Raw genomic sequence first — 19126 nt, 5'->3', positions numbered from 1 at the left:
CCCCTCACCCCAACCCCTCTCCCTCAGGGAGAGGGGCTCTGCAAGGCAGAGGGGCTTCCTACACCGCGACCTGGGTCAGCATCGGGGTGTTCACCCCGGCGTCGGCGCGGCGGTAGGCGGCGATGGCGTCGGACCAGGGCTCGATGGTCAGGCCGTCGCCCATGGCTTCCTGGTGGATGCTCTGGGTGACGAAGCCGGCGTTGGGCAGGGCGGTCTGCGGCAGCGGCGCGCCGGTGACGGGCCGTCCGTCCGCCGCCGTGCCGCCGATCGAGAAGCCGCCCGCCGAGCGGCCGGCCGAGCGCGCCCGCGCGCGGGTTTCGTCGGTTTCCGCCCGGCCGCTGCCCTTCAGCGCGTCGTCGGTCGCGTCGAGCTTTGCCTCGGCTTCGGAGCGCTTGCGCTCCTCCTCGCCCGGAATCCGGCGGATCGGCTGGATCGCCGCCGCCTCGCTCGCCAGCATCTGCCGCAGCTTCGCCAGCCCGGAGGGGGGCTGCGCGCTGGACGGTGCGGGAAGGGCGGAGATGCTGGACACGGCGGGACGGACACCCAAGGGGGGACGGTCGGAGGATTCCCGATTCCGAACAGCCTAGCAAGGCAAGCGTTCCCGAAATCTTAAAATGTCCGCCGAATGTCCTCCCGCCTCCCCTGGGGCTCCACCGGGGCTCCGCCGGCACCGCCGCCGGGGAGCCGCCGCGCGGGAGGGCCGCCCGCGCGGGCGGGGGCGGGGCGGCTCAGCGGCGGCCGAGCTTGCGCTCGCGCCAGACGGCGGGCGGCACGAACACGCCGCCCCACAGGCCCATCTGGCGGTCCCTGGCCTGCGCCTCGGTGGCGGTGTAGAGCCCGGCGCTTTCCGCCCGGTTGAGGGCGTAGCCGATCATCACCATGCGCCCGTTCAGATCGTAGCCGTCGAGCGTGCAGCGCATCGGCGCCGCCTCCGCCGGATCGACGGTGAGCACGGAGGTGACGGGATGGCAGGTCACCCGGCGCTCCCTGGTGATGACGTCCAGCGCGATGCGCGCGATCTCGCCGCAGCGCTGCGCCTGCCCCTCGCCGTCGAGACAGGCTTGATCGCGGTCGGGGGCGTCGATCCCCCACAGCCGGATCCGCTGCTCGTCGATGGTCAGGCGGCTGCCCGTGTCCACGGACTGGACGAAGCCGGTGACGCTGTCGGAGGGGAAGGCGGGGGCGCTGGTCGCTCCGCTCAAGCACGCGATTATCACGAGGATTGGTATGCCGTAGCCGGCGGGATGCCGGGGCCATGCCCCGAGTCTGGCGGAACGGGATTTTGGATCACAGGCACGGCACGTCTTTCTCGCCATCGTGTATCCCCTTGCAATGACCATCGTTTGCGGGACGTCGAGGAAGCTCCCGCATCGGTTCGCAGAAAAGAGCGTTTTTTGCTCTTTTAAGACCGATAATGTTCATTTGCTAGCGGATTTTGTCCCGATGCGACAGGTGGTCCTACATGATCACCTCGCGTCAAGTCCGTGCGGCGCGTGCCTTGCTCGACTGGTCGAAGCAAGAGCTTGCCGACCGCGCCCTCATCTCCCTCAGCACCGTCCGGCGTATTGAGGAGGGCGGGATTGATATTCGCGTGAGTTCGCTTGAGAATGTGCGGAAGGCGCTCGAAGCCGCTGGTGTGGAATTTTCCAACCGGGGTGACGATGGGGTACGTATGAGGCCATAAGCTGTCATGGCTTTGATGTTCTGGCTGTTCGATTTTCGCCTATTTCGTTTAGGCGTTCCAGCCTTGATGTTGTATTATCTGTAGAACTGCACTCTTCGAGTGTGTAGTATAATAGGCATCGGATGGATTTTACTATGAAGATCACATGCTGAAATCAATTACAGTTGAAAACTATCGGAGTTTCCGTACTGAAGCTAAGCTTCAGTTTCGGCCGTTGACTATTCTTCTGGGGAAAAATAGCTCGGGGAAAAGTTCGCTTACCCGACTGATTCCACTGCTTCAGCAATCGTTAGAGCGGCAAAGCTCGTCTCCGCTTCTGTGGAGTTCAGATTCTGTTGATCTTGGAAACATATCCGATGTGGTGACTCATAGCGGAGTGGGCTCTGAACTCCGAATAGGTATTCGGGTTGTCGCGCCTCATTTTCATAATTTCTCACGCAGAATGCGATACACGTTTCTCCAGTCATTTGATGAGGCGCACGCTGAGTTTGAATATATAATGCGCTTAAGTGCAGAAGGGATTCGAACAAAATTTAATGGTATAGAAATTCGTTATGGAGATCAGACGCTAGAAGTTGATTGGGATCAAGCTGGCCAGCTAACCGCTTTGCGAATAGATAAGAGAAATTATGAATTGGGTGGAGCTGCATACTCAGTTGATACTAAATCTCTTTTTCCTGAAATTTCGAGAGTTGTGGTAAAAGAGGAAATTGCGCGCTCTAGCAGAGGTCCGGTATTCTATGAACCAATTCGTGGTGCGCTCGCTGGCATCATCCATGGGCGTACGGCAGCAGAGAAAATTGATTTTTTCGCCAGATCTATACCTTTCTTGCCAAGAAAGAGGGCACGGGAAGCGTTGTTGAGTTTTCCTAACGTTGTTCAAAAGAAATTGACTGATGAGAGTGTTCGATTGATATCAAATCTTTCGATGATTAATGATCTTCCTCAAATGATACGGTACTTAAGTTTTGTGGTTGAACCAATTTTTCTGGGATCAGCCTATATCGGCCCTTCGCGTGCTAGCGGAAAAAGATTTGCTCGATTGCAAGAGTTGGCTGTGGATAGACTTGATTCTAGCGGTGAAAATACTGCTATGTATGTTTATTCTCTGAATGAGGAAGAGAGAAGGTCGTTTAACGACCTTCTTGTTCGCGCATGTGGTCATACAATCTCAGTGGAAGAATCAGGGCCAGGACATGTAAGTGTAAAGATTGGCCGTCAGGGGCAGAATCAATTTGAAAATATTGCTGATGTTGGATTTGGATTCTCTCAGCTTGTACCAGTTATTGCTCAATTGCATGCTGTGCGAGAGCGTAATCCAAATGGCGATTTTTTTGGTGCTGGTGAGGCATTGTTTGCAGTGGAGCAGCCAGAGCTACACCTTCACCCCGCTATGCAATCGAATTTGGCAGATCTTTTTGTGGGGGCAGTTACATCGGGAAGTAAAGGTGGGCGTTCGACTAAAATATTGGTTGAAACACATAGCGAAACGTTAGTTTCTCAGTTGGGCGTACTTATTGCTGAAAAGCAGGTATCTCAAGATGATATTGCCATATATTTTGTAAATAAAGATGAAATAACTGGGCAATCAAATTTGCAAGAGGTCAAATTTAACGAAGATGGTGTAATTCTAGACTGGCCGTCTGGCTTCTTTTCGGCGCTTTGACATGCATATTAGATTGTCAAGAGAATTCTCTAATTTATCAGAATTAGATCTGCGGGCTCATGATGCGCTGATCGATAGGCTTCTGCACGTCCATCTTCAGCGTAATCATTTACTTTGCCTGTCTCCCGCGGAGGTGGTCAAGCTAAGGCGTTCAATTCAATTTGGGCCTCAGGCGGCCAGAACACTGGATACCATTCTACGGCGTGCTCAAGATTATGCTGCTTCTTTGCGAGCATCCCCTCGGCATCTAGTTGTTTTACCTCTTTCTTCAAATGAAAGAGCGCCACTTGGAGCGGAATGCTATGTGCGCTCAGAGGAGCTTCATTGGTGGTTAGAGCATCCACCAGCTTTGTATGTAGAGAATGCTATATCTGATGGGGCGGTTTACACTTTTCTAATGTCCCGTGCTGTAGGTGCGCTCGGTGGTTCAATTAATAATATATATGTCCGACGCTATCATGGAGGCGGGAATCCACTTGGTTCCGTGATGGAAGAACTCGTGGGTGAAAAAATTCAGGGCATCTGCATTTGTGACCGAGATGTGGCAACTATAGTTCCTCCATTCGTGCGAGATAGCACGAGTGAGAAGGCACATGATGCGCTTTTCAGGATGCGTGTTGTTAATAGAGAGGGAGTTAGTGAGGCAAGAAATCCTTTCTTCAACTTTCATATTACAGAAGGTTGGGGTGTAGAGAATTATATTGGGCCTCATATGTTGGAGGTGTTCTTTGATAATAATCAAGAGGCTTGTGGTCAGCGAGGTAACTTCATAGACGTTTTCCCGAATTTCCCTCAATTAAATAACGAAGAAATGGAGGAGTGGTGGACCATTAATTTAAAGTCAGGGAGACAGCTACCTTTTTCCGTAAGGCAAGGCCTGAAAGAACGTTTTTCTCGGGAAGAAATTATAAATGATAGATGTGATGCGCTTTCTATTCTCTCGATTCCTGAAAGCGTTATACCTTTTATTGCTCGTTTTTCTCGAGCGGGGCGCTTTCATCGAGCGTTAGTCGGTGCGCTAGAGCGAGATCTGGAAAATGAAATTTATAAGAAGGCTGTATATGTCTTAGCTAGGCAAGCGTTAATATCCTTGGCTGCGGACTCTCAAATGAATTTTGCGTAGATGGCAAAGCAATTGAAAGGTTGTTTTCCCCTGCTATTGAGTGAAAATTGATCCTTCCTTCCGCAGTAGCTGTGCCGACGTACCTATCCCCAAAGCGGGTTCCAAGGGCCGACCGGCCCTTGGTGGAGAGCGCGAGAGGCGACGCCTCTCGCACCCGTCCGTCACGGAACCCTCACTCTGCCGCCATCGGCTGCGGCTGGGCCGGGGCGCGGAAGGCGGCCAGCAGCGTGGCCTCCTTCGCCTTGGCGGCGGCGACGTTGCGGGCCTTGACCGGGCCGTAGCCGCGCATCTCCATCGGCAAGGCGGCGATCTCCAGCGCGAGCGCGAGGGTGTCGCGGGTCAGGCCGTGCAGGACCTCGCCCATCACCGATTCGTACTCGGCGATCAGGGCGCGCTCCTGGCGGCGCTCGGCGGTGCGGCCGAACGGGTCGAGGCGGGTGCCGCGCAGGCGCTTCCCCTTGGCCAGCAGGCGCAGGACCGGCAGCATCCAGGGGCCGAAGGTCTTCTTCCTGGGCTCGCCGCCGTCCTCGGCGGTTTCGCCCAGCACTGGCGGGGCCATGTGGAAGGTCAGCTTCCAGTCGCCCTCGAACATGCGCGACACGCTCTCGACGAAGCCGCTGTCGGTGTAGAGGCGGGCGACCTCGTACTCGTCCTTGTAGGCCATCAGCTTGAAGAGGGCGCGGGCGACGGCCTCGGTCAGGGCGGTGGAGCCGGGGATCTTCTGCCCCTCGACCCGGCGGGTCCAGTCGACCAGCGCGTGGAAGCGGGCGGCGTAGGCGCTGTCCTGGTAGTCGGTCAGGAAGCGGGTGCGGCGCTCGATCACCTCCTCCAGGCTGGCGGACGGGCGGCGCTGGTCGATCAGAAGGCTGGAGCCGGCCTCCACCGGGGTGGCGGGCGTGGCGGCGGCCTCGACGGCCTTGAGGTCCACGGCGGCGCGGCGGCCCCACTGGAAGGCGTCGGCGTTGAGCGTGACGGCGACGCCGTTCAGCGCGATGGCCTTGAGGATCGACTCCTCGGACAGCGGGATCAGGCCCTTCTGCCACGCATAGCCCATCAGGAAGGGGTTGGCGTAGAGGCTGTCGCCGAGCAGCCCGGTGGCGAGCCGGTGGGCGTCGAGCGCGTCGACCATCGCCTCGCCGCCGCAGGCCCGGCGGATGTCGCCGACGAGGTCGCGGACCGGGATCACCATGTCCGGCTTCTTGATGAAGTCGGCGGTGATGGCGTCGTGGGTGTTGATGACGGCGCGGGTGTGGCCCGAGCGCATCTTGGACAGCCCGTCGCCGGCCGCCGCGACGACGATGTCGCAGCCGAGCACCGCGTCGGCGCCGCCCGCCGCGATGCGGACGGAGTGGATGTCCTCGGGCGTGTGGGCGATGCGGATGTGGCTGGTGACGGCGCCGCCCTTCTGGGCGAGGCCGGTCATGTCGAGCACGCCGACCCCCTTGCCCTCGATGTGGGCGGCCATGCCGAGCAGGGCGCCGATGGTCACCACGCCGGTGCCGCCGACGCCGGTGACGTAGAGGCCCCAGGTCTTGTCGAAGACGGGCAGGGCGGGGGCGGGCAGCGGCGCGGCGTCAACCGCTTTGGCGGCGGCGGGCTTGGGCTTGCGGAGCTGGCCGCCCTCGACGGTCACGAAGCTGGGGCAGAAGCCCTTGGTGCAGGAATAGTCCTTGTTGCAGGAGGACTGGTCGATCTGGCGCTTGCGGCCGAACTCGGTCTCCTGCGGGACGACGGAGACGCAGGAGGATTTGGCCGAGCAGTCGCCGCAGCCCTCGCAGACCAGCTCGTTGATGACGACGCGCTTGGCCGGGTCCACCATCTTGCCGCGCTTGCGGCGGCGGCGCTTCTCGGTGGCGCAGGTCTGGTCGTAGATCAGGACGCTGGTGCCGGTGACCTCGCGCATCTCCTTCTGGACGCGGTCGAGGTCGTCGCGGTGCTCCACCGTGGTGAATTGCGGCAGGCCGTTGTTGATGCCGTATTTTTCGGGCTCGTCGGTGACGACGGTGATGCGGGTGACGCCCTCGGCGCGCAGGGTCTGGGCGATCGACTGCACGGTCTGGGTGCCGTCGAAGGGCTGGCCGCCGGTCATGGCGACGGCGTCGTTGAACAGGATCTTGTAGGTGATGTTCACCTTGGCGGCGATCGACTGGCGGATCGCCAGGATGCCGGAGTGGAAGTAGGTGCCGTCGCCGAGGTTGGCGAAGATGTGCGTCTCGTCGGTGAAGGGGGCCTGGCCGACCCAGGGAACGCCCTCGCCGCCCATCTGGGTGAAGGTGTCGGTGCTGCGGTCGAGCCAGGTCGCCATGTAGTGGCAGCCGATGCCGCCCAGCGCGCGGCTGCCTTCCGGCACCACGGTCGAGGTGTTGTGCGGGCAGCCGGAGCAGAAGGTCGGCTTGCGGACGACGCGGGCGACGTGGGCCTTCTGCTTCTCCTGCGCGTCGAGGAAGGCGATGCGGCGCTTCAGGTTCTCGTTGTCGACGAAGCGCTCCAGCCGGCGGCCGATGACCACGGCGATCTGGGCGGGGGAGAGCTCGCCGGCCGAGGGGAGGATCCACTCGCCCTGCTCGTCGAACTTGCCGACGACCTTGGGGCGGACGTCGGGATTCCAGTTGTAGAGCTGCTCCTTGAGCTGGTTCTCGATGACCGCGCGCTTCTCCTCGACGACGACGATCTCCTCCAGACCCTCGGCGAAGTGGCGGACGCCGTCGCGCTCCAGCGGCCAGGGCATGCCGACCTTGTAGACGGTGATGCCCCAGTCGGACGCCATCTCCTCGGTGATGCCCAGCTCGTCGAAGGCCTGGCGGACGTCGAGGTAGCTCTTGCCGGTGGTGACGATGCCAAAGCGGGGGCGGGGGCTGGACATGATCACCTGGTCCAGCTTGTTCGCGCGCGCGAACGCCAGGGCGGCGTAGAGCTTGTGCTTCATCAGCCGGTGTTCCTGCTCCAGCGGCGGGTCGGGCCAGCGGATGTTCAGGCCGCCGGGCGGCATCGGGAAGTCGGTCGGGATCACCGGGCTGACGCGGTGCGGGTCGATGTACACCGACGCCGAGGTGTCGACCGTCTCGGCGATCGTCTTCATGGCGATCCAGCAGCCGGAATAGCGGCTCATCGCCCAGCCGATCAGGCCGTAATCCAGGATCTCCTGCACGCCCGACGGGTTCAGCACCGGGATCATCGCGTGCATGTAGGCGTGTTCGGACTGGTGCGGGAAGGTCGAGGACTTGGAGTTGTGGTCGTCGCCGGTCAGCACCAGCACGCCGCCGTGCTTCGAGGTGCCGGCGCCGTTGGCGTGCTTGAAGACGTCGCCGGAGCGGTCGACGCCCGGCCCCTTGCCGTACCACATGGCGAAGACGCCGTCGTATTTGGCGCCCTTGAACATGCCGACCTGCTGGCTGCCCCAGACGGCGGTGGCGCCCAGCTCCTCGTTGACGCCGGGTTGGAACTGGATGTGGTTCTTCTCCAGGAACTTGCGGGCGTTCCACAGATTCTGGTCGAAGCCGCCGAGCGGCGACCCACGGTAGCCGGAGATGAAGCAGCCGGTGTTCAGCCCCGCGGCGAGGTCGCGCTGGCGCTGCATCATCGGCAGGCGCACCAGCGCCTGGGTCCCGGTGAGGTACACGCGGCCCTGTTCGAGCGCGTATTTGTCGTCCAGTGAAACGGTCGCGAGAGCCATCGGTCCCATCCTCCCCAAAGCGCCGGCGGTCGGGCTTTATTGCTGGATCGCCGTTTTGTTCGATGGACGAAAAGGTAATGATGGCTGCCGTATATCGCAACGCCGGTCGCCGCCCGTTCCGCAAAAAGCAAGGAACGGCCGGCAACCGGCGGTGATCCGTAACGGAGCGTATGGAATCGTCCGCCTTGCGGAAATTCCCGCTCCGTCCTGTCTCGCCGCCCACCGCTCTTGAAGGGATATGGGGTGGGACTCAGCGGGGCGGCAGGGGGGATTTCGGGGGCGGGGCGGTTCCGGCCCCGTTGTCGGGCCAGCCGCCGAAATCGGTCTGGCCGCGCGCCGCCAGCGAACGGACGGTGGCCCGCAGCGTGCGGATCAGGCAGAGCGCCACCGCCATCGACTGGGCGCTGCCGTCGCTGCCCGCCGCCCAGCGCAGGGCGGCGGCGTGGGCCTGGAGCGCGTCGACGAAGCCCTCGGTGTCGGGCTCGACCCAGGTGACGCAGGTCGACAGCGAGGCGACCATCGAGGACAGGGCGTGCTCGCCGTTGGTGACGATCTGCAAGTCGGACACGGCGTGGCGCAAGCGGCTGCCGATGGGGTCGGGGCGGTCGATCGCCGCCTCCAGCCGGTCGAGCGCCAGCATCAGCCGCACCCGCTTCGGATCGCCGCCGCGCTGGGCCGCCGACGGGGCGGAGGCCGGCGGGAAGGCGGGGGTGTCCGGGGGCGGCAGTCGCGGCGCCGTGGCGGGCTGGGCCGAGGGCTGGGGCGGAGTGACGGGCGTTTCGGTGGTGGAGGGGCGCTGCTGCTGGCCGCCGGCCTTCACGCCGCTGTCGCGCCGGTTCAGCACCGCGTCGATGCGGCGGGCGAGCGTCGCCGCCGGCACCGGCTTGGCAAGCACGGAATCGGCCCCCGAATCCCAGGCGCAGCGGACGGTGGACAGGTCGGCGTTGGCGGTCAGCACGATGATCGGCAGGTCGGGGCGCAGGCAGCCCGGCGACTGGCGGATCCACTGGATCAACTGGGCTCCGCCCACCGGCTCCATCACCCAGTCGGTGACCATCAGGTCGAAGGCCTCGCGGCGCAGCGCCTCCTTGGCGTCCTGGCCGTTGGCGACGGTGGTGATCTGGCCGACGCCCCACAGGCCCAGCATGTCCTTCAGCGCCCGCTGGAGCAGCGGGTTGTCGTCGACGATGAGGATTTTGATCTGGGAGGAGGGGCGCTTCGTCATGGACCGCTTCCGGTTCGTGGGCTGCCTTACCGATATCCGCACCGCCCGTGCCCTTTTCACGGCGCGGGGAAGGGGGAACGCCCGATGGGCCGGTCCGCTGCCCCGGCCGGAGAGGCGGGACCCATCCGACCTTCCGATCGAAGGGGGTGGTTCCGGGGTTGGCTTCCCCGTTCGAGGCAGGCATCCACCCGGTTTGCGCGATCAAACGGCGGGGTTTTCCATCAGAAAATCCTGATGCATATGGACGCTGGACAGGATGAGGCCTATATCCCGCATCATCGGACCAATGGCGATCCGCCGCGAAGGGCGGCCGGGCAGGGGGGCGAGGGATATGAGCGGTTGCGGTGGCGGAGCCTGTGGCGGCGGTGGCGGGCGCTCCGGCGGTGGTTCCGGCCCGTCGGATTACCGGAGGATTTTGCGCACCGGCCTGATGGTCAACGCCCTGCTGGGCTTTGTGCTGCTGTCCGCCGGAACGGAGACGCGGGCGGTGGCGCTGTGGGCCGTCGCGCTTCTCTTCCTGAACCGCGCGGCAACCCATGGCGTCGGGCTGTGGACGGCCGGAGAGCCGATGGCCCGGCGGCCGATGGCGCCGGTGCCGGGGCGCTCCCTGGAGGCTCGCGCCGGGCTGTCGCTGCTCCGGGGCCTGCTGCTCGGCGCCGGGGTGGCGTGGGTGATCGTTGCCGCCGGGCGCCGGCTGATCGATGGCGGTCTGCTCGGGGATGGCGTGCTGGTGGTGGGTGGGGTGCCCGAGGCGCCGCTGGCCGGGCTCGCCCTGCTGCTGGCGGGTGGAGTCACCCTGGCGATGGCGACCCTTCTGTTCGCCGGGCGGCGTGGCCGGCCGACCCCGCGCAGTGTCTGGCTGTGCTCCCGCGCCGACCTGCTGCCGCTGGGCGCCGCCCTGTTGGGCGTGGCCGGCGTCGCGGTGCTGGGGCAGGGTTGGCCTGACGCGGCGGTGGCGGCCCTGGTGGCGGCGACGCTGCTGCCCGATGCGTGGGCGGCGGCGCGGACGGGGGCGGCATCCCTGGCGGCCGGACCGGGAGCGGCGCGGCCGCGTTGACGCATGCCGCGCGACATTCCGCGGCGCGTGGAAGGCGGGCCTTGACAGGGCAGCCCTCCCTGTGGCGGACTGGCCGTCATGAACACGCAGTCGCTCCTCCTGTCGCGTCGTTGGTGGTGGCCCGCTTAAATCGGGCTGGCCCAAGCGACGCGCGTTGAGCGCACCAGGAATCGAAGGCCGCCCGGATCGTCCGGAGCGGCCTTTTTCGTGACATGCGGAAACCGAAGGTGCGAGCGGACCATCCGGACGGCGACAACCGACCGACCGGAGACCGCCCCGATGCTTCCCCCCGATTTCTTCCTCGCCGATCCCCGCCATCTCGATCCGCTGGACCGGCGGACCGGCGGCGGCCTGACCATCCGCCGCAGCGCCCAGCCGCTGGCGCCGGACAGCGCGCTCGACCCGTTGGTCGCGGCCCTCGACGAGCGGCGCGGGCTGCTGCTGGCCGGCGGAGTCGAGGCGCCGGGCCGTTACCGCCGCTACGCGCTCGGCTTCGTCGATCCGCCGCTCGCGGTGACGGCGCGCGGGCGCACGGTGCGCATCGACGCGCTGAACCGGCGGGGCCGGCTGCTGCTGCCGGCGGTGGCCGGAGCCCTGCGCGGCCTCGACACGCTGGCCGGGCTGGAGGTCGCGCCGTCCCGCGTCACCGCCCTGGTGTGCCGGCCCGGCCGTGTCTTCGCCGAGGAGGAGCGCAGCCGTCAGCCCTCGGTCTTTTCGGTGCTGCGGGCGCTGATGGGCCTGTTCGCGGCCGACGGCGACCCGTTCCTCGGCCTCTACGGCGCTTTCGCCTACGACCTCGCCTTCCAGTTCGAGCCGGTCCGGCGGCGGCTGGAACGGCCGGACGACCAGCGCGACCTCGTTCTCTATGTGCCGGACGCGATCGTCGCGGTCGATCCGGCGGCCGGCGTGGCGCGCCGCTTCACCTATGAGTTCACCGTTGGCGACCGGACCACCGACGGCATGCCCCGCACCGGCCGCGCCCATCCCTACCGCCCCGACACCAACGCGGCGGCCGAGGGCGACCACGCTCCCGGCGAGTACCAGCAGGTGGTCGAGGCCGCCAAGGCCGCTTTCCGCCGTGGCGACCTGTTCGAGGTGGTGCCCGGCCAGACCTTCGCCGAGCCCTGCGCCGACAGCCCGTCGGCCGTGTTCCGCCGGCTGCGGGCGGCCAACCCGGCCCCCTACGAGGCGCTGATCAACCTGGGCGACGGAGAGTTCCTGGTCGCCGCCAGCCCGGAGATGTACGTGCGCGTCGGCGGTCATCCGGGCATTGGGCATCCGGGCATTGGCCATCCGGTGGGCGGGCGGCGGGTCGAGACCTGCCCGATCTCCGGCACCGTGGCGCGCGGGGCCGACCCGCTGGGCGACGCCGCGCAGATCCTGACGCTGCTGAACTCGGCCAAGGACGCGGCGGAGCTGACCATGTGCACCGACGTCGACCGCAACGACAAGGCGCGGATCTGCGAGCCCGGCTCGGTGCGCGTCGCCGGCCGCCGGATGATCGAGCTGTATTCCCGCCTCATCCACACGGTGGATCATGTCGAGGGCCGGCTGCGCGACGGCTTCGACGCGCTCGACGCCTTCCTCACCCACAGTTGGGCGGTCACCGTCACCGGCGCGCCGAAACACCGGGCCATGCAGTTCCTGGAGGACACCGAGAAGTCGCCGCGCCGCTGGTACGGCGGTGCCTTCGGGCGCATCGGCTTCGACGGCGGCATGGACACCGGGCTGACCCTGCGCACCATCCGCCTGAAGGACGGCGTCGCCACCGTCCGCGCCGGGGCGACCCTGCTGTCCGACAGCGACCCGGACGCCGAGGACGCCGAATGCCGGCTGAAGGCCGCCGCCTTCCGCGACGCCATCCGGGGCGTCGCGCCGCCGAATCCGGCGCGGGTGGCGCCGGCGGCGCGGCCGGGACGCGGCAAGCGGGTCCTGCTGGTCGATCACGACGACAGCTTCGTCCACACGCTGGGGGATTATTTCCGGCAGACCGGGGCGGTGGTGACGACCCTGCGCCATGTCCACGCGCGCGCCGCCCTCCAGGCCGATCCGCCCGACCTGCTGGTGCTGTCGCCGGGACCGGGAAGGCCGGCCGACTTCGACGTCGCCGGCACCATCGACGCGGCGCTGGCCCTGGGGGTGCCGGTGTTCGGCGTGTGCCTGGGCTTGCAGGGCATGGCGGAACGCTTCGGCGGCAGCCTTGGCCTGCTGCCGGAGCCGATGCACGGCAAGGGGTCGGAGATCCGCGTGCTGGGAGGGGAGCTGTTCGACGGGTTGCCCGAGCGCCTGCGCGTCGGCCGCTACCATTCGCTGGTGGCCCGCCGCGACTCCCTGCCGCCGGAGCTTCAGGTCACGGCGGAAACCGACGACGGGCAGGTGATGGCGCTGGAGCACCGGAGCCTGCCGCTGGCGGCGGTGCAGTTCCACCCCGAATCGATCCTGACGCTCGACGGGGGGCACGGCCTGACGCTGATCGGAACCGTCATGGCCCGGCTGGCCGGGCGGGCCCTGGCCGAGGCGGCGTGAGCCCCGGCCGGACGTTCAAGAAATCAGAAGGCGCCTTCCTCGACAAGGGGAGGGCGCCGTTACTCCACCATCCCCAGGGCTTCCTTGTACAGCTCGAGGATGGCCTCCTGCTCCTGGCGGTCGGCCTTGTCCATCTTCCGCAGGCGGATGATCTGGCGGATGATCTTGGTGTCGAAACCGGTGCCCTTGGCTTCGGCGTAGACCTCCTTGACGTCCTCCTGGAGACCCTTCTTCTCCTCCTCCAGGCGCTCGATGCGCTCGACGAAGGATTTCAGGCGATCCGCCGCAATGCCGCCGACATCGGACATGAAGAAACCTCGCAACTTTCAGACTACCGGAAACGGGGCCGGACGATATCGGCGGGCGGTGGGAATGGCAAGCGGCCGTTGCGCGGCGGCGCCCCCGCCGGCCCTTCCCCTGCGGCGCAGCGTCGCGGGCAGGGCCCCATGTCCTGGCGCATGAAACGGGCGCCGTTTCATGTGTTTCGCCTTTTCTCGTTTCCGCTGAAACAATGATACGAACGAACAGGGCTGCTATACCCTTTGTTGCGGCACGGCGATCAGGCTGGTATTACCATCGATGTGTTTGGCTTCACAAAGTCACACGGATCCGGCATGTATGCCGTGTCGTCTAGGCCGATTTCGCGGGATCGGCGTGTTTTGAGGCAGGGGAGTTGGAACAATGAAAGTCGCCATACCCAAGGAGCGACGTGCGGGCGAACTTCGCGTTGCGGCGTCACCGGAGACGGTGAAGAAGCTGAAGGGGCTCGGCCTCGACGTGGTGGTGGAAAGCGGGGCCGGTCTCGGTTCGAGCATTCCCGACGCCGCGTTCGCGGCCGCCGGCGCGACCATCGCGGCCGACGCCGCGTCGGCGCTCGGCGATGCCGACATCGTGCTGAAGGTCCAGCGTCCGCTCCTTTCGGGGGAAGGGCAGGCGGGGGCGGCCGGTGACACGAACGAGCTGGCGCTGCTGAAGAAGGGCGCGCTGCTGTTCGCGATCCTGAACCCGCACAACAGCCGGGAGCATGTGAAGGCCTACGCCGAGGCCGGCGTGAACGCCTTCGCCATGGAGTTCATGCCGCGCATCACCCGCGCCCAGGTCATGGACGTGCTGTCGAGCCAGGCGAACCTCGCCGGCTACAAGGCGGTGGTGGACGCGGCCAGCGAGTACGGCCGCGCCTTCCCGATGATGATGACCGCCGCCGGCACCGTGCCGCCGGCCCGCGCCTTCATCATGGGCGTCGGCGTCGCCGGCCTCCAGGCCATCGCGACGGCCAAGCGTCTGGGCGCCATCGTCTCGGCCACCGACGTGCGCCCGGCGGTCAAGGAGCAGGTGCAGTCGCTCGGCGGCAGCTTCGTCGCGGTGGAGAACGACGAGTTCAAGCAGGCCGAGACCGCCGGCGGCTACGCCAAGGAGATGAGCGACGACTACAAGCGCCAGCAGGCGGCGCTGGTGGCCGAGCACATCAAGAAGCAGGACATCGTCATCACCACGGCGCTGATCCCCGGCCGCAAGGCGCCGATCCTGGTGACGGCCGAGCATGTCGCCTCGATGAAGCCCGGTTCGGTGCTGATCGATCTGGCGGTCGAGCAGGGCGGCAACGTCGAGGGCTCCAAGCTGGGCGAGGTGGTCGTCACCGCCAACGGCGTCAAGATCGTCGGCCACGCCAACTACCCGAGCCGCATCGCCGAGTCCGCCTCGCTGCTCTACGCCAAGAACCTGCTGGCCCTGCTGACGGTGCTGCACGACAAGGACAAGGGCGTCGCGGTCAACTGGGACGACGAGATCGTCAAGGCCATCGCGCTGACCCGCGACGGCGCCGTCGTCCACCCCGCCTTCGCCGGCTGACGCGCCCGAGGAGAGACCCCTTATGGATCAGACTCAACTGTCCGCCCGCATCGCCGAATTGAAGGCGAATCTCGCGGCCCTCGGCCAGCAGGCCGATCTGCTGGCCGCCCAGGTGGCGAGCAGCGCGCAACCGGCGGCCGAGGCCGCCGGCGGCCATGGCAGCTTCTTCGTGACCGGCCTGACGGTTCTCGTGCTGGCCTGCTTCGTCGGCTACTACGTGGTCTGGCGCGTCACGCCGGCCCTGCACTCGCCGCTGATGGCCGTCACCAACGCCGTCTCCTCGGTCATCATCGTCGGCGCGCTGGTCGCCGCCGGCCCGGCCGGCGTCGACTTCTCCAAGATCCTTGGCTTCCTCGCCGTCATCCTCGCCTCCGTCAACATCTTCGGCGGCTTCCTGGTGACCCAGCGCATGCTCTCCATGTTCAAGAAGAAGGGCAAGTAAACCATGGAAACCTTGTCCGCCCTTCTCTACCTCGTCGCCTCGGTCTGCTTCGTCATGGCGCTGCGCGGCCTGTCCAGCCCGGAGACCTCGCGCCAGGGCAACATCTACGGCATGGTCGGCATGACCATCGCCATCCTCACCACGCTGGCCTCGCCCATCGTCCAGTCCTACTGGATGATCGTGCTCGGCATCGCCATCGGCGGCGGCATCGGCTACGTCGTCGCCAAGAAGATCGAGATGACGGCCCTGCCGCAGCTCGTCGCCGCCTTCCACTCGCTGGTCGGTCTGGCCGCCGTCTTCGTGGCGCTCGCCGCCTTCTACTCGCCCGCGGCCTACGGCATCGGCCTGCCCGGCGCCATCGCCAAGGGCTCGCTGGTCGAGATGGCGCTCGGCACCGCCATCGGCGCCATCACCTTCACCGGCTCGATCGTCGCCTTCGCCAAGCTCCAGGGGCTGGTCACCGGCAAGCCGCTGGTCTTCCCGATGCAGCACCCGCTCAACGCGGCACTCGGCGTGCTGACGCTGCTGCTGATCGTCTGGCTGGTGCAGTCGAACTCCACCACCGCGATGTGGCTGATCGTCATCGTCGCGCTGGCGCTCGGCTTCCTGCTGATCCTGCCGATCGGCGGCGCCGACATGCCGGTGGTCATCTCGATGCTGAACAGCTACTCGGGCTGGGCGGCCTGCGGCATCGGCTTCACGCTCCAGAACAACCTGCTGATCATCACGGGTGCCTTGGTCGGCTCCTCGGGCGCGATCCTGTCCTACATCATGTGCAAGGGCATGAACCGCTCGATCTTCAACGTCATCCTCGGCGGCTTCGGCGGCGAGGCGGCGGCGGCCGGCGGCGCGGCCAAGGGTCCGCAGGGCTCGGTGAAGGCCGGCTCGGCCGAGGACGCCGCCTACATCATGAAGAACGCCCAGTCGGTGATCATCGTGCCGGGCTACGGCATGGCGGTGGCGCAGGCGCAGCACGCGCTGCGCGAGATGGCCGACACGCTCAAGCACGAGGGCGTCGACGTGAAGTACGCCATCCACCCGGTGGCGGGGCGCATGCCGGGCCACATGAACGTGCTGCTGGCCGAGGCCAACGTGCCCTACGACGAGGTGTTCGAGCTGGAGGACATCAACCGCGACTTCGGCACGGCGGACGTCGCCTTCGTCATCGGCGCCAACGACGTGACCAACCCGGCGGCCAAGACCGACCCGGCCAGCCCGATCTACGGCATGCCGATCCTGGACGTGGAGAAGGCCAAGACGGTGTTCTTCATCAAGCGCGGCATGGCCGCCGGCTACGCCGGCGTCGAGAACGAGCTGTTCTTCCGCCCCAACACCATGATGCTGTTCGGCGACGCGAAGAAGGTCACCGAAGAGGTCGTGAAGGCGATGGAAGCCTGATAGGCTCTTGTTCGGTTTGATGGAACGGGCGCGGGGAGCTAGGCTTCCCGCGCCTTTTCCATGCTGGAAAACAAGGGGGCCACCCATGACCGCCTATGTCATCGCCGACGTCGCGGTGACCGATACCGTCGCCTACGAGCGTTATTCGACATGATCATCGTCGACGGGGTGTGAGGAAGCAGCCGCGCCTTTCGTCATGACCGGGCTCGTCCCGGTCATCCACCTGCAACCTTGTCCATGATGATTTGCGGCCGTGGATGCCCGGCATAAAGCCGGGCATGACGAAAAAGGAGAGATGCCGGCCCATCGAAACCCGCGAAAGGCAGCAGCCGACGACTTTCAAGCGCCGAGCAAAAATCTTGCCGGTCTGCTCATCGCCGGGCTCCGGCTGTGCGCCACCTCGATCCATCCGCTGACCGAGCCGTGAGGGGAGCGCTCAGACCGGCGCCGTGGCCTTCTTGACGCCGAAGCAATGCTCGGGACCGGGGAAGCTGCGCGCCTTCACCTCGGCGGCGTAGGCGGCGGCGGCCTCGCCGACCGCCGCGCCCAGCTCGGCGTAGCGCTTGACGAATTTCGGCTGGAAGGCGCCGAACAGGCCGAGCATGTCGTCGGTCACCAGAACCTGCCCGTCGCAGGCCGGCGAACCGCCGATGCCGATGGTCGGGATGGCGACCTCCTGCGTGATGCGGCGGGCCAGCGACTCCATCGTGCCCTCGATCACCAGCGAGAAGGCGCCGGCCTCGGCGATGGCGCGGGCGTCGGCGGCGATCCGCTCGGCGGCCTCGGCGTCGCGGCCGACCGCCTTGTAGCCGCCCAGCGTGTTGACCGACTGCGGCGTCAGCCCGACATGGCCCATCACCGGGATGCCGCGCGCGGCGAGGAAGGCCACCGTCTCGGCCATCTCCAGCCCGCCCTCCAGCTTCACCGCCTGGGCGCCGGTCTCCGCCATCACGCGGGCCGAGGCGCGGAAGGCGGCCTGCGGGCTCTCCTGGTAGCTGCCGAAGGGCAGGTCGACCACCACGCAGGCCCGCTCCGACGCGCGCACCACGGCGGCGCCATGGGCGATCATCATGTCCAGCGTGACCGGCAGCGTGCTGTCCAGCCCATAGACCACCATGCCCAGCGAATCGCCGACCAGCAGCAGGTCGACGTGCGGGTCGAGCAGGCGGGCGACCGGGGCGGTGTAGGCGGTCAGGCAGACGATGGGATCGCCGCCCTTGCGGGCGCGGAGCGCCGGAACCGAGACGCGGGCGTTGGATTTCGAGGCGCTCATGGCGATCCTTCCACCGGAAGATGTTGGCGCGTGGCTTCGGCGCGTGGCTTCGGCCCGAGGCTTCGGTGGCGCAGCAATACGCGCGCCCCACGCACAATCAGGGCAGGGAGGTCCGGATACACCAAAACCGCCCACGCGAAAAATCACGGGACGGTCGGGTGCAAGACACAAAGGGGTCTTGGGCGCGTCTTCCGGCGGGAACCGGGCGCGCCCGAAATCGCAGGCGCCGAACGGCGCCCGTCGATCAATAGCCCTCGCGTTCCATCCGCTTGCGGAGGAGCTTGCGGGTGCGACGCACCGCTTCCGCCTTCTCGCGAGCGCGCTTTTCCGAGGGCTTCTCGTAATTGCGGCGCAGCTTCATTTCACGGAAAATACCCTCGCGCTGCATCTTCTTCTTGAGCGCGCGGAGGGCCTGATCGACGTTGTTGTCTCGGACCAGAACTTGCACGTTAACCGTCACCCTTCCAAGTGAGCCGTGTTGCAGTTAAGCAACAAGCAGGCATGCGCGGCGGGCGCACCCCTTGTGTGGATGAGTGTGTAGCACGGTGCGTCCTTCTTGTGAAGCGGAGTCTTGTGTTTGCTCCCGATGCCTCCGGGGCGGACGCCTTTCGCCGGGAAAGCCGCCGTCCGGACCGTGAAACGGTTGCCGGGACCCGGTCCGGTCACAGATAATAAGCCATGGCTGTGTTGACGATCGCCCGCATGGGCAACCCGGTGCTGCGCGCCGTCGCCGAACCGATCGCGGATCCGACCGATCCCGAGGTCGCGCGGCTGGCCGCCGACATGATCGAGACGATGATGGACGCGCCCGGCGTGGGGCTGGCGGCGCCGCAGGTCGCCGTGGCGCGGCGGATCGTCGTCTTCCGCGTGCCCGCCGACCGGGGGGAGGGCGAGACGGTGGCGACCACCGTGCTGGTCAACCCGGTGATCGAGCCGCTGGACGGCGGGACCGAACTGGGCTGGGAGGGCTGCCTGTCGATTCCCGGCCTGCGCGGGCTGGTGCCGCGCCACAGCCGCATCCGCTACCGTGGGATCGGGCTGGACGGCGCGCCGATCGAACGCGAGGCGAGCGGCTTCCACGCCCGCGTCCTCCAGCACGAAATCGACCATCTCGACGGCGTCCTCTACATCGACCGCATGGACGACCTGACGCTTCTGGCCTTCACCGATGAGGCCCACCACATCACCGACGCCCGCAAGGGGTAGGAGAC

17 protein-coding genes are annotated in these 19126 nt (G+C 65.8%); 10 read left to right on the top strand and 7 right to left on the bottom strand.

Annotated features, from left to right (window positions below; genetic code table 11):
- Positions 1-58 precede the first annotated feature (58 nt).
- Positions 59-529, bottom strand: coding sequence for a hypothetical protein (locus JN22_RS15685; RefSeq protein WP_085557185.1), 471 nt, complete (start codon positions 527-529; stop codon positions 59-61).
- A gap of 199 nt (positions 530-728) precedes the next feature.
- Positions 729-1202: a thermonuclease family protein gene (locus tag JN22_RS15680; RefSeq protein ID WP_085554862.1), complete on the bottom strand. Its 474-nt coding sequence runs from the start codon at positions 1200-1202 to the stop codon at positions 729-731.
- A 260-nt stretch (positions 1203-1462) separates the two neighbouring features.
- Between JN22_RS15680 and JN22_RS15675 the strand changes: the two genes are divergently transcribed.
- From JN22_RS15675 to JN22_RS15665, 3 genes are all read left to right on the top strand, one after another.
- Positions 1463-1684 carry a helix-turn-helix domain-containing protein gene (locus JN22_RS15675; protein ID WP_085554861.1) on the top strand — a complete coding sequence of 74 codons (222 nt, stop codon included), beginning with the start codon at positions 1463-1465 and terminating at the stop codon, positions 1682-1684.
- Positions 1685-1829: 145 nt separating this feature from the next.
- Positions 1830-3350, top strand: a complete 1521-nt coding sequence (locus JN22_RS15670) for an AAA family ATPase (protein ID WP_143268335.1) — start codon at positions 1830-1832, stop codon at positions 3348-3350.
- Position 3351: 1 nt separating this feature from the next.
- Positions 3352-4473: a hypothetical protein gene (locus JN22_RS15665; protein WP_143268334.1), complete on the top strand. Its 1122-nt coding sequence runs from the start codon at positions 3352-3354 to the stop codon at positions 4471-4473.
- 172 nt (positions 4474-4645) lie between these two features.
- Here JN22_RS15665 and JN22_RS15660 read toward each other — a convergent pair whose 3' ends face one another.
- Together JN22_RS15660 and JN22_RS15655 are read right to left on the bottom strand one after the other, a co-directional pair.
- Complete coding sequence (locus JN22_RS15660; protein WP_085554859.1) at positions 4646-8146, bottom strand: indolepyruvate ferredoxin oxidoreductase family protein; 3501 nt, start codon at positions 8144-8146, stop codon at positions 4646-4648.
- A 250-nt stretch (positions 8147-8396) separates the two neighbouring features.
- Positions 8397-9371 (bottom strand): response regulator, encoded by a 975-nt coding sequence (locus JN22_RS15655; protein ID WP_085554858.1) that lies wholly within the window; start codon positions 9369-9371, stop codon positions 8397-8399.
- Positions 9372-9702: 331 nt separating this feature from the next.
- On the opposite strand from JN22_RS15655, the gene JN22_RS15650 reads away from it, so the two are divergent.
- Positions 9703-10428: a hypothetical protein gene (locus JN22_RS15650; RefSeq protein ID WP_085554857.1), complete on the top strand. Its 726-nt coding sequence runs from the start codon at positions 9703-9705 to the stop codon at positions 10426-10428.
- A gap of 279 nt (positions 10429-10707) precedes the next feature.
- Entirely contained in the window at positions 10708-12954 is a 2247-nt protein-coding gene (locus JN22_RS15645) for an anthranilate synthase (RefSeq protein WP_085554856.1), read from the top strand.
- Positions 12955-13013: 59 nt separating this feature from the next.
- Here the strand turns inward: JN22_RS15645 and JN22_RS15640 are convergent, their stop codons facing one another.
- Entirely contained in the window at positions 13014-13262 is a 249-nt protein-coding gene (locus JN22_RS15640) for a DUF2312 domain-containing protein (protein WP_085554855.1), read from the bottom strand.
- Positions 13263-13635: 373 nt separating this feature from the next.
- Between JN22_RS15640 and JN22_RS15635 the strand changes: the two genes are divergently transcribed.
- From JN22_RS15635 to JN22_RS15620, 4 genes are all read left to right on the top strand, one after another.
- Complete coding sequence (locus JN22_RS15635; protein ID WP_085554854.1) at positions 13636-14802, top strand: Re/Si-specific NAD(P)(+) transhydrogenase subunit alpha; 1167 nt, start codon at positions 13636-13638, stop codon at positions 14800-14802.
- A gap of 22 nt (positions 14803-14824) precedes the next feature.
- Positions 14825-15244: an NAD(P) transhydrogenase subunit alpha gene (locus JN22_RS15630; RefSeq protein WP_085554853.1), complete on the top strand. Its 420-nt coding sequence runs from the start codon at positions 14825-14827 to the stop codon at positions 15242-15244.
- A 3-nt stretch (positions 15245-15247) separates the two neighbouring features.
- Complete coding sequence (locus JN22_RS15625) at positions 15248-16642, top strand: NAD(P)(+) transhydrogenase (Re/Si-specific) subunit beta (protein WP_085554852.1); 1395 nt, start codon at positions 15248-15250, stop codon at positions 16640-16642.
- A 253-nt stretch (positions 16643-16895) separates the two neighbouring features.
- A complete protein-coding gene (locus tag JN22_RS15620; protein ID WP_179166173.1) occupies positions 16896-17069 on the top strand; it encodes a hypothetical protein in 174 nt (57 codons plus the stop codon).
- A 9-nt stretch (positions 17070-17078) separates the two neighbouring features.
- Here JN22_RS15620 and panB read toward each other — a convergent pair whose 3' ends face one another.
- Together panB and rpsU are read right to left on the bottom strand one after the other, a co-directional pair.
- The gene (panB, locus tag JN22_RS15615) at positions 17079-17915 is read right to left on the bottom strand and encodes a 3-methyl-2-oxobutanoate hydroxymethyltransferase (RefSeq protein WP_085554851.1); all 837 of its coding nucleotides are present in this window, start codon (positions 17913-17915) and stop codon (positions 17079-17081) included.
- Between the two features lie 244 nt (positions 17916-18159).
- The gene (gene rpsU / locus JN22_RS15610) at positions 18160-18363 is read right to left on the bottom strand and encodes a 30S ribosomal protein S21 (protein ID WP_012974546.1); all 204 of its coding nucleotides are present in this window, start codon (positions 18361-18363) and stop codon (positions 18160-18162) included.
- A 230-nt stretch (positions 18364-18593) separates the two neighbouring features.
- Between rpsU and def the strand changes: the two genes are divergently transcribed.
- Complete coding sequence (def, locus tag JN22_RS15605) at positions 18594-19121, top strand: peptide deformylase (protein WP_085554850.1); 528 nt, start codon at positions 18594-18596, stop codon at positions 19119-19121.
- Positions 19122-19126 lie beyond the last annotated feature (5 nt).

The organism is Azospirillum agricola, assembly GCF_020005195.1.
GTDB classification, from domain to species: Bacteria; Pseudomonadota; Alphaproteobacteria; order Azospirillales; family Azospirillaceae; genus Azospirillum; species Azospirillum agricola.
Note: the sequence above shows the minus strand (reverse complement) of the source record. Positions and strands in the feature narration are given on the sequence as shown.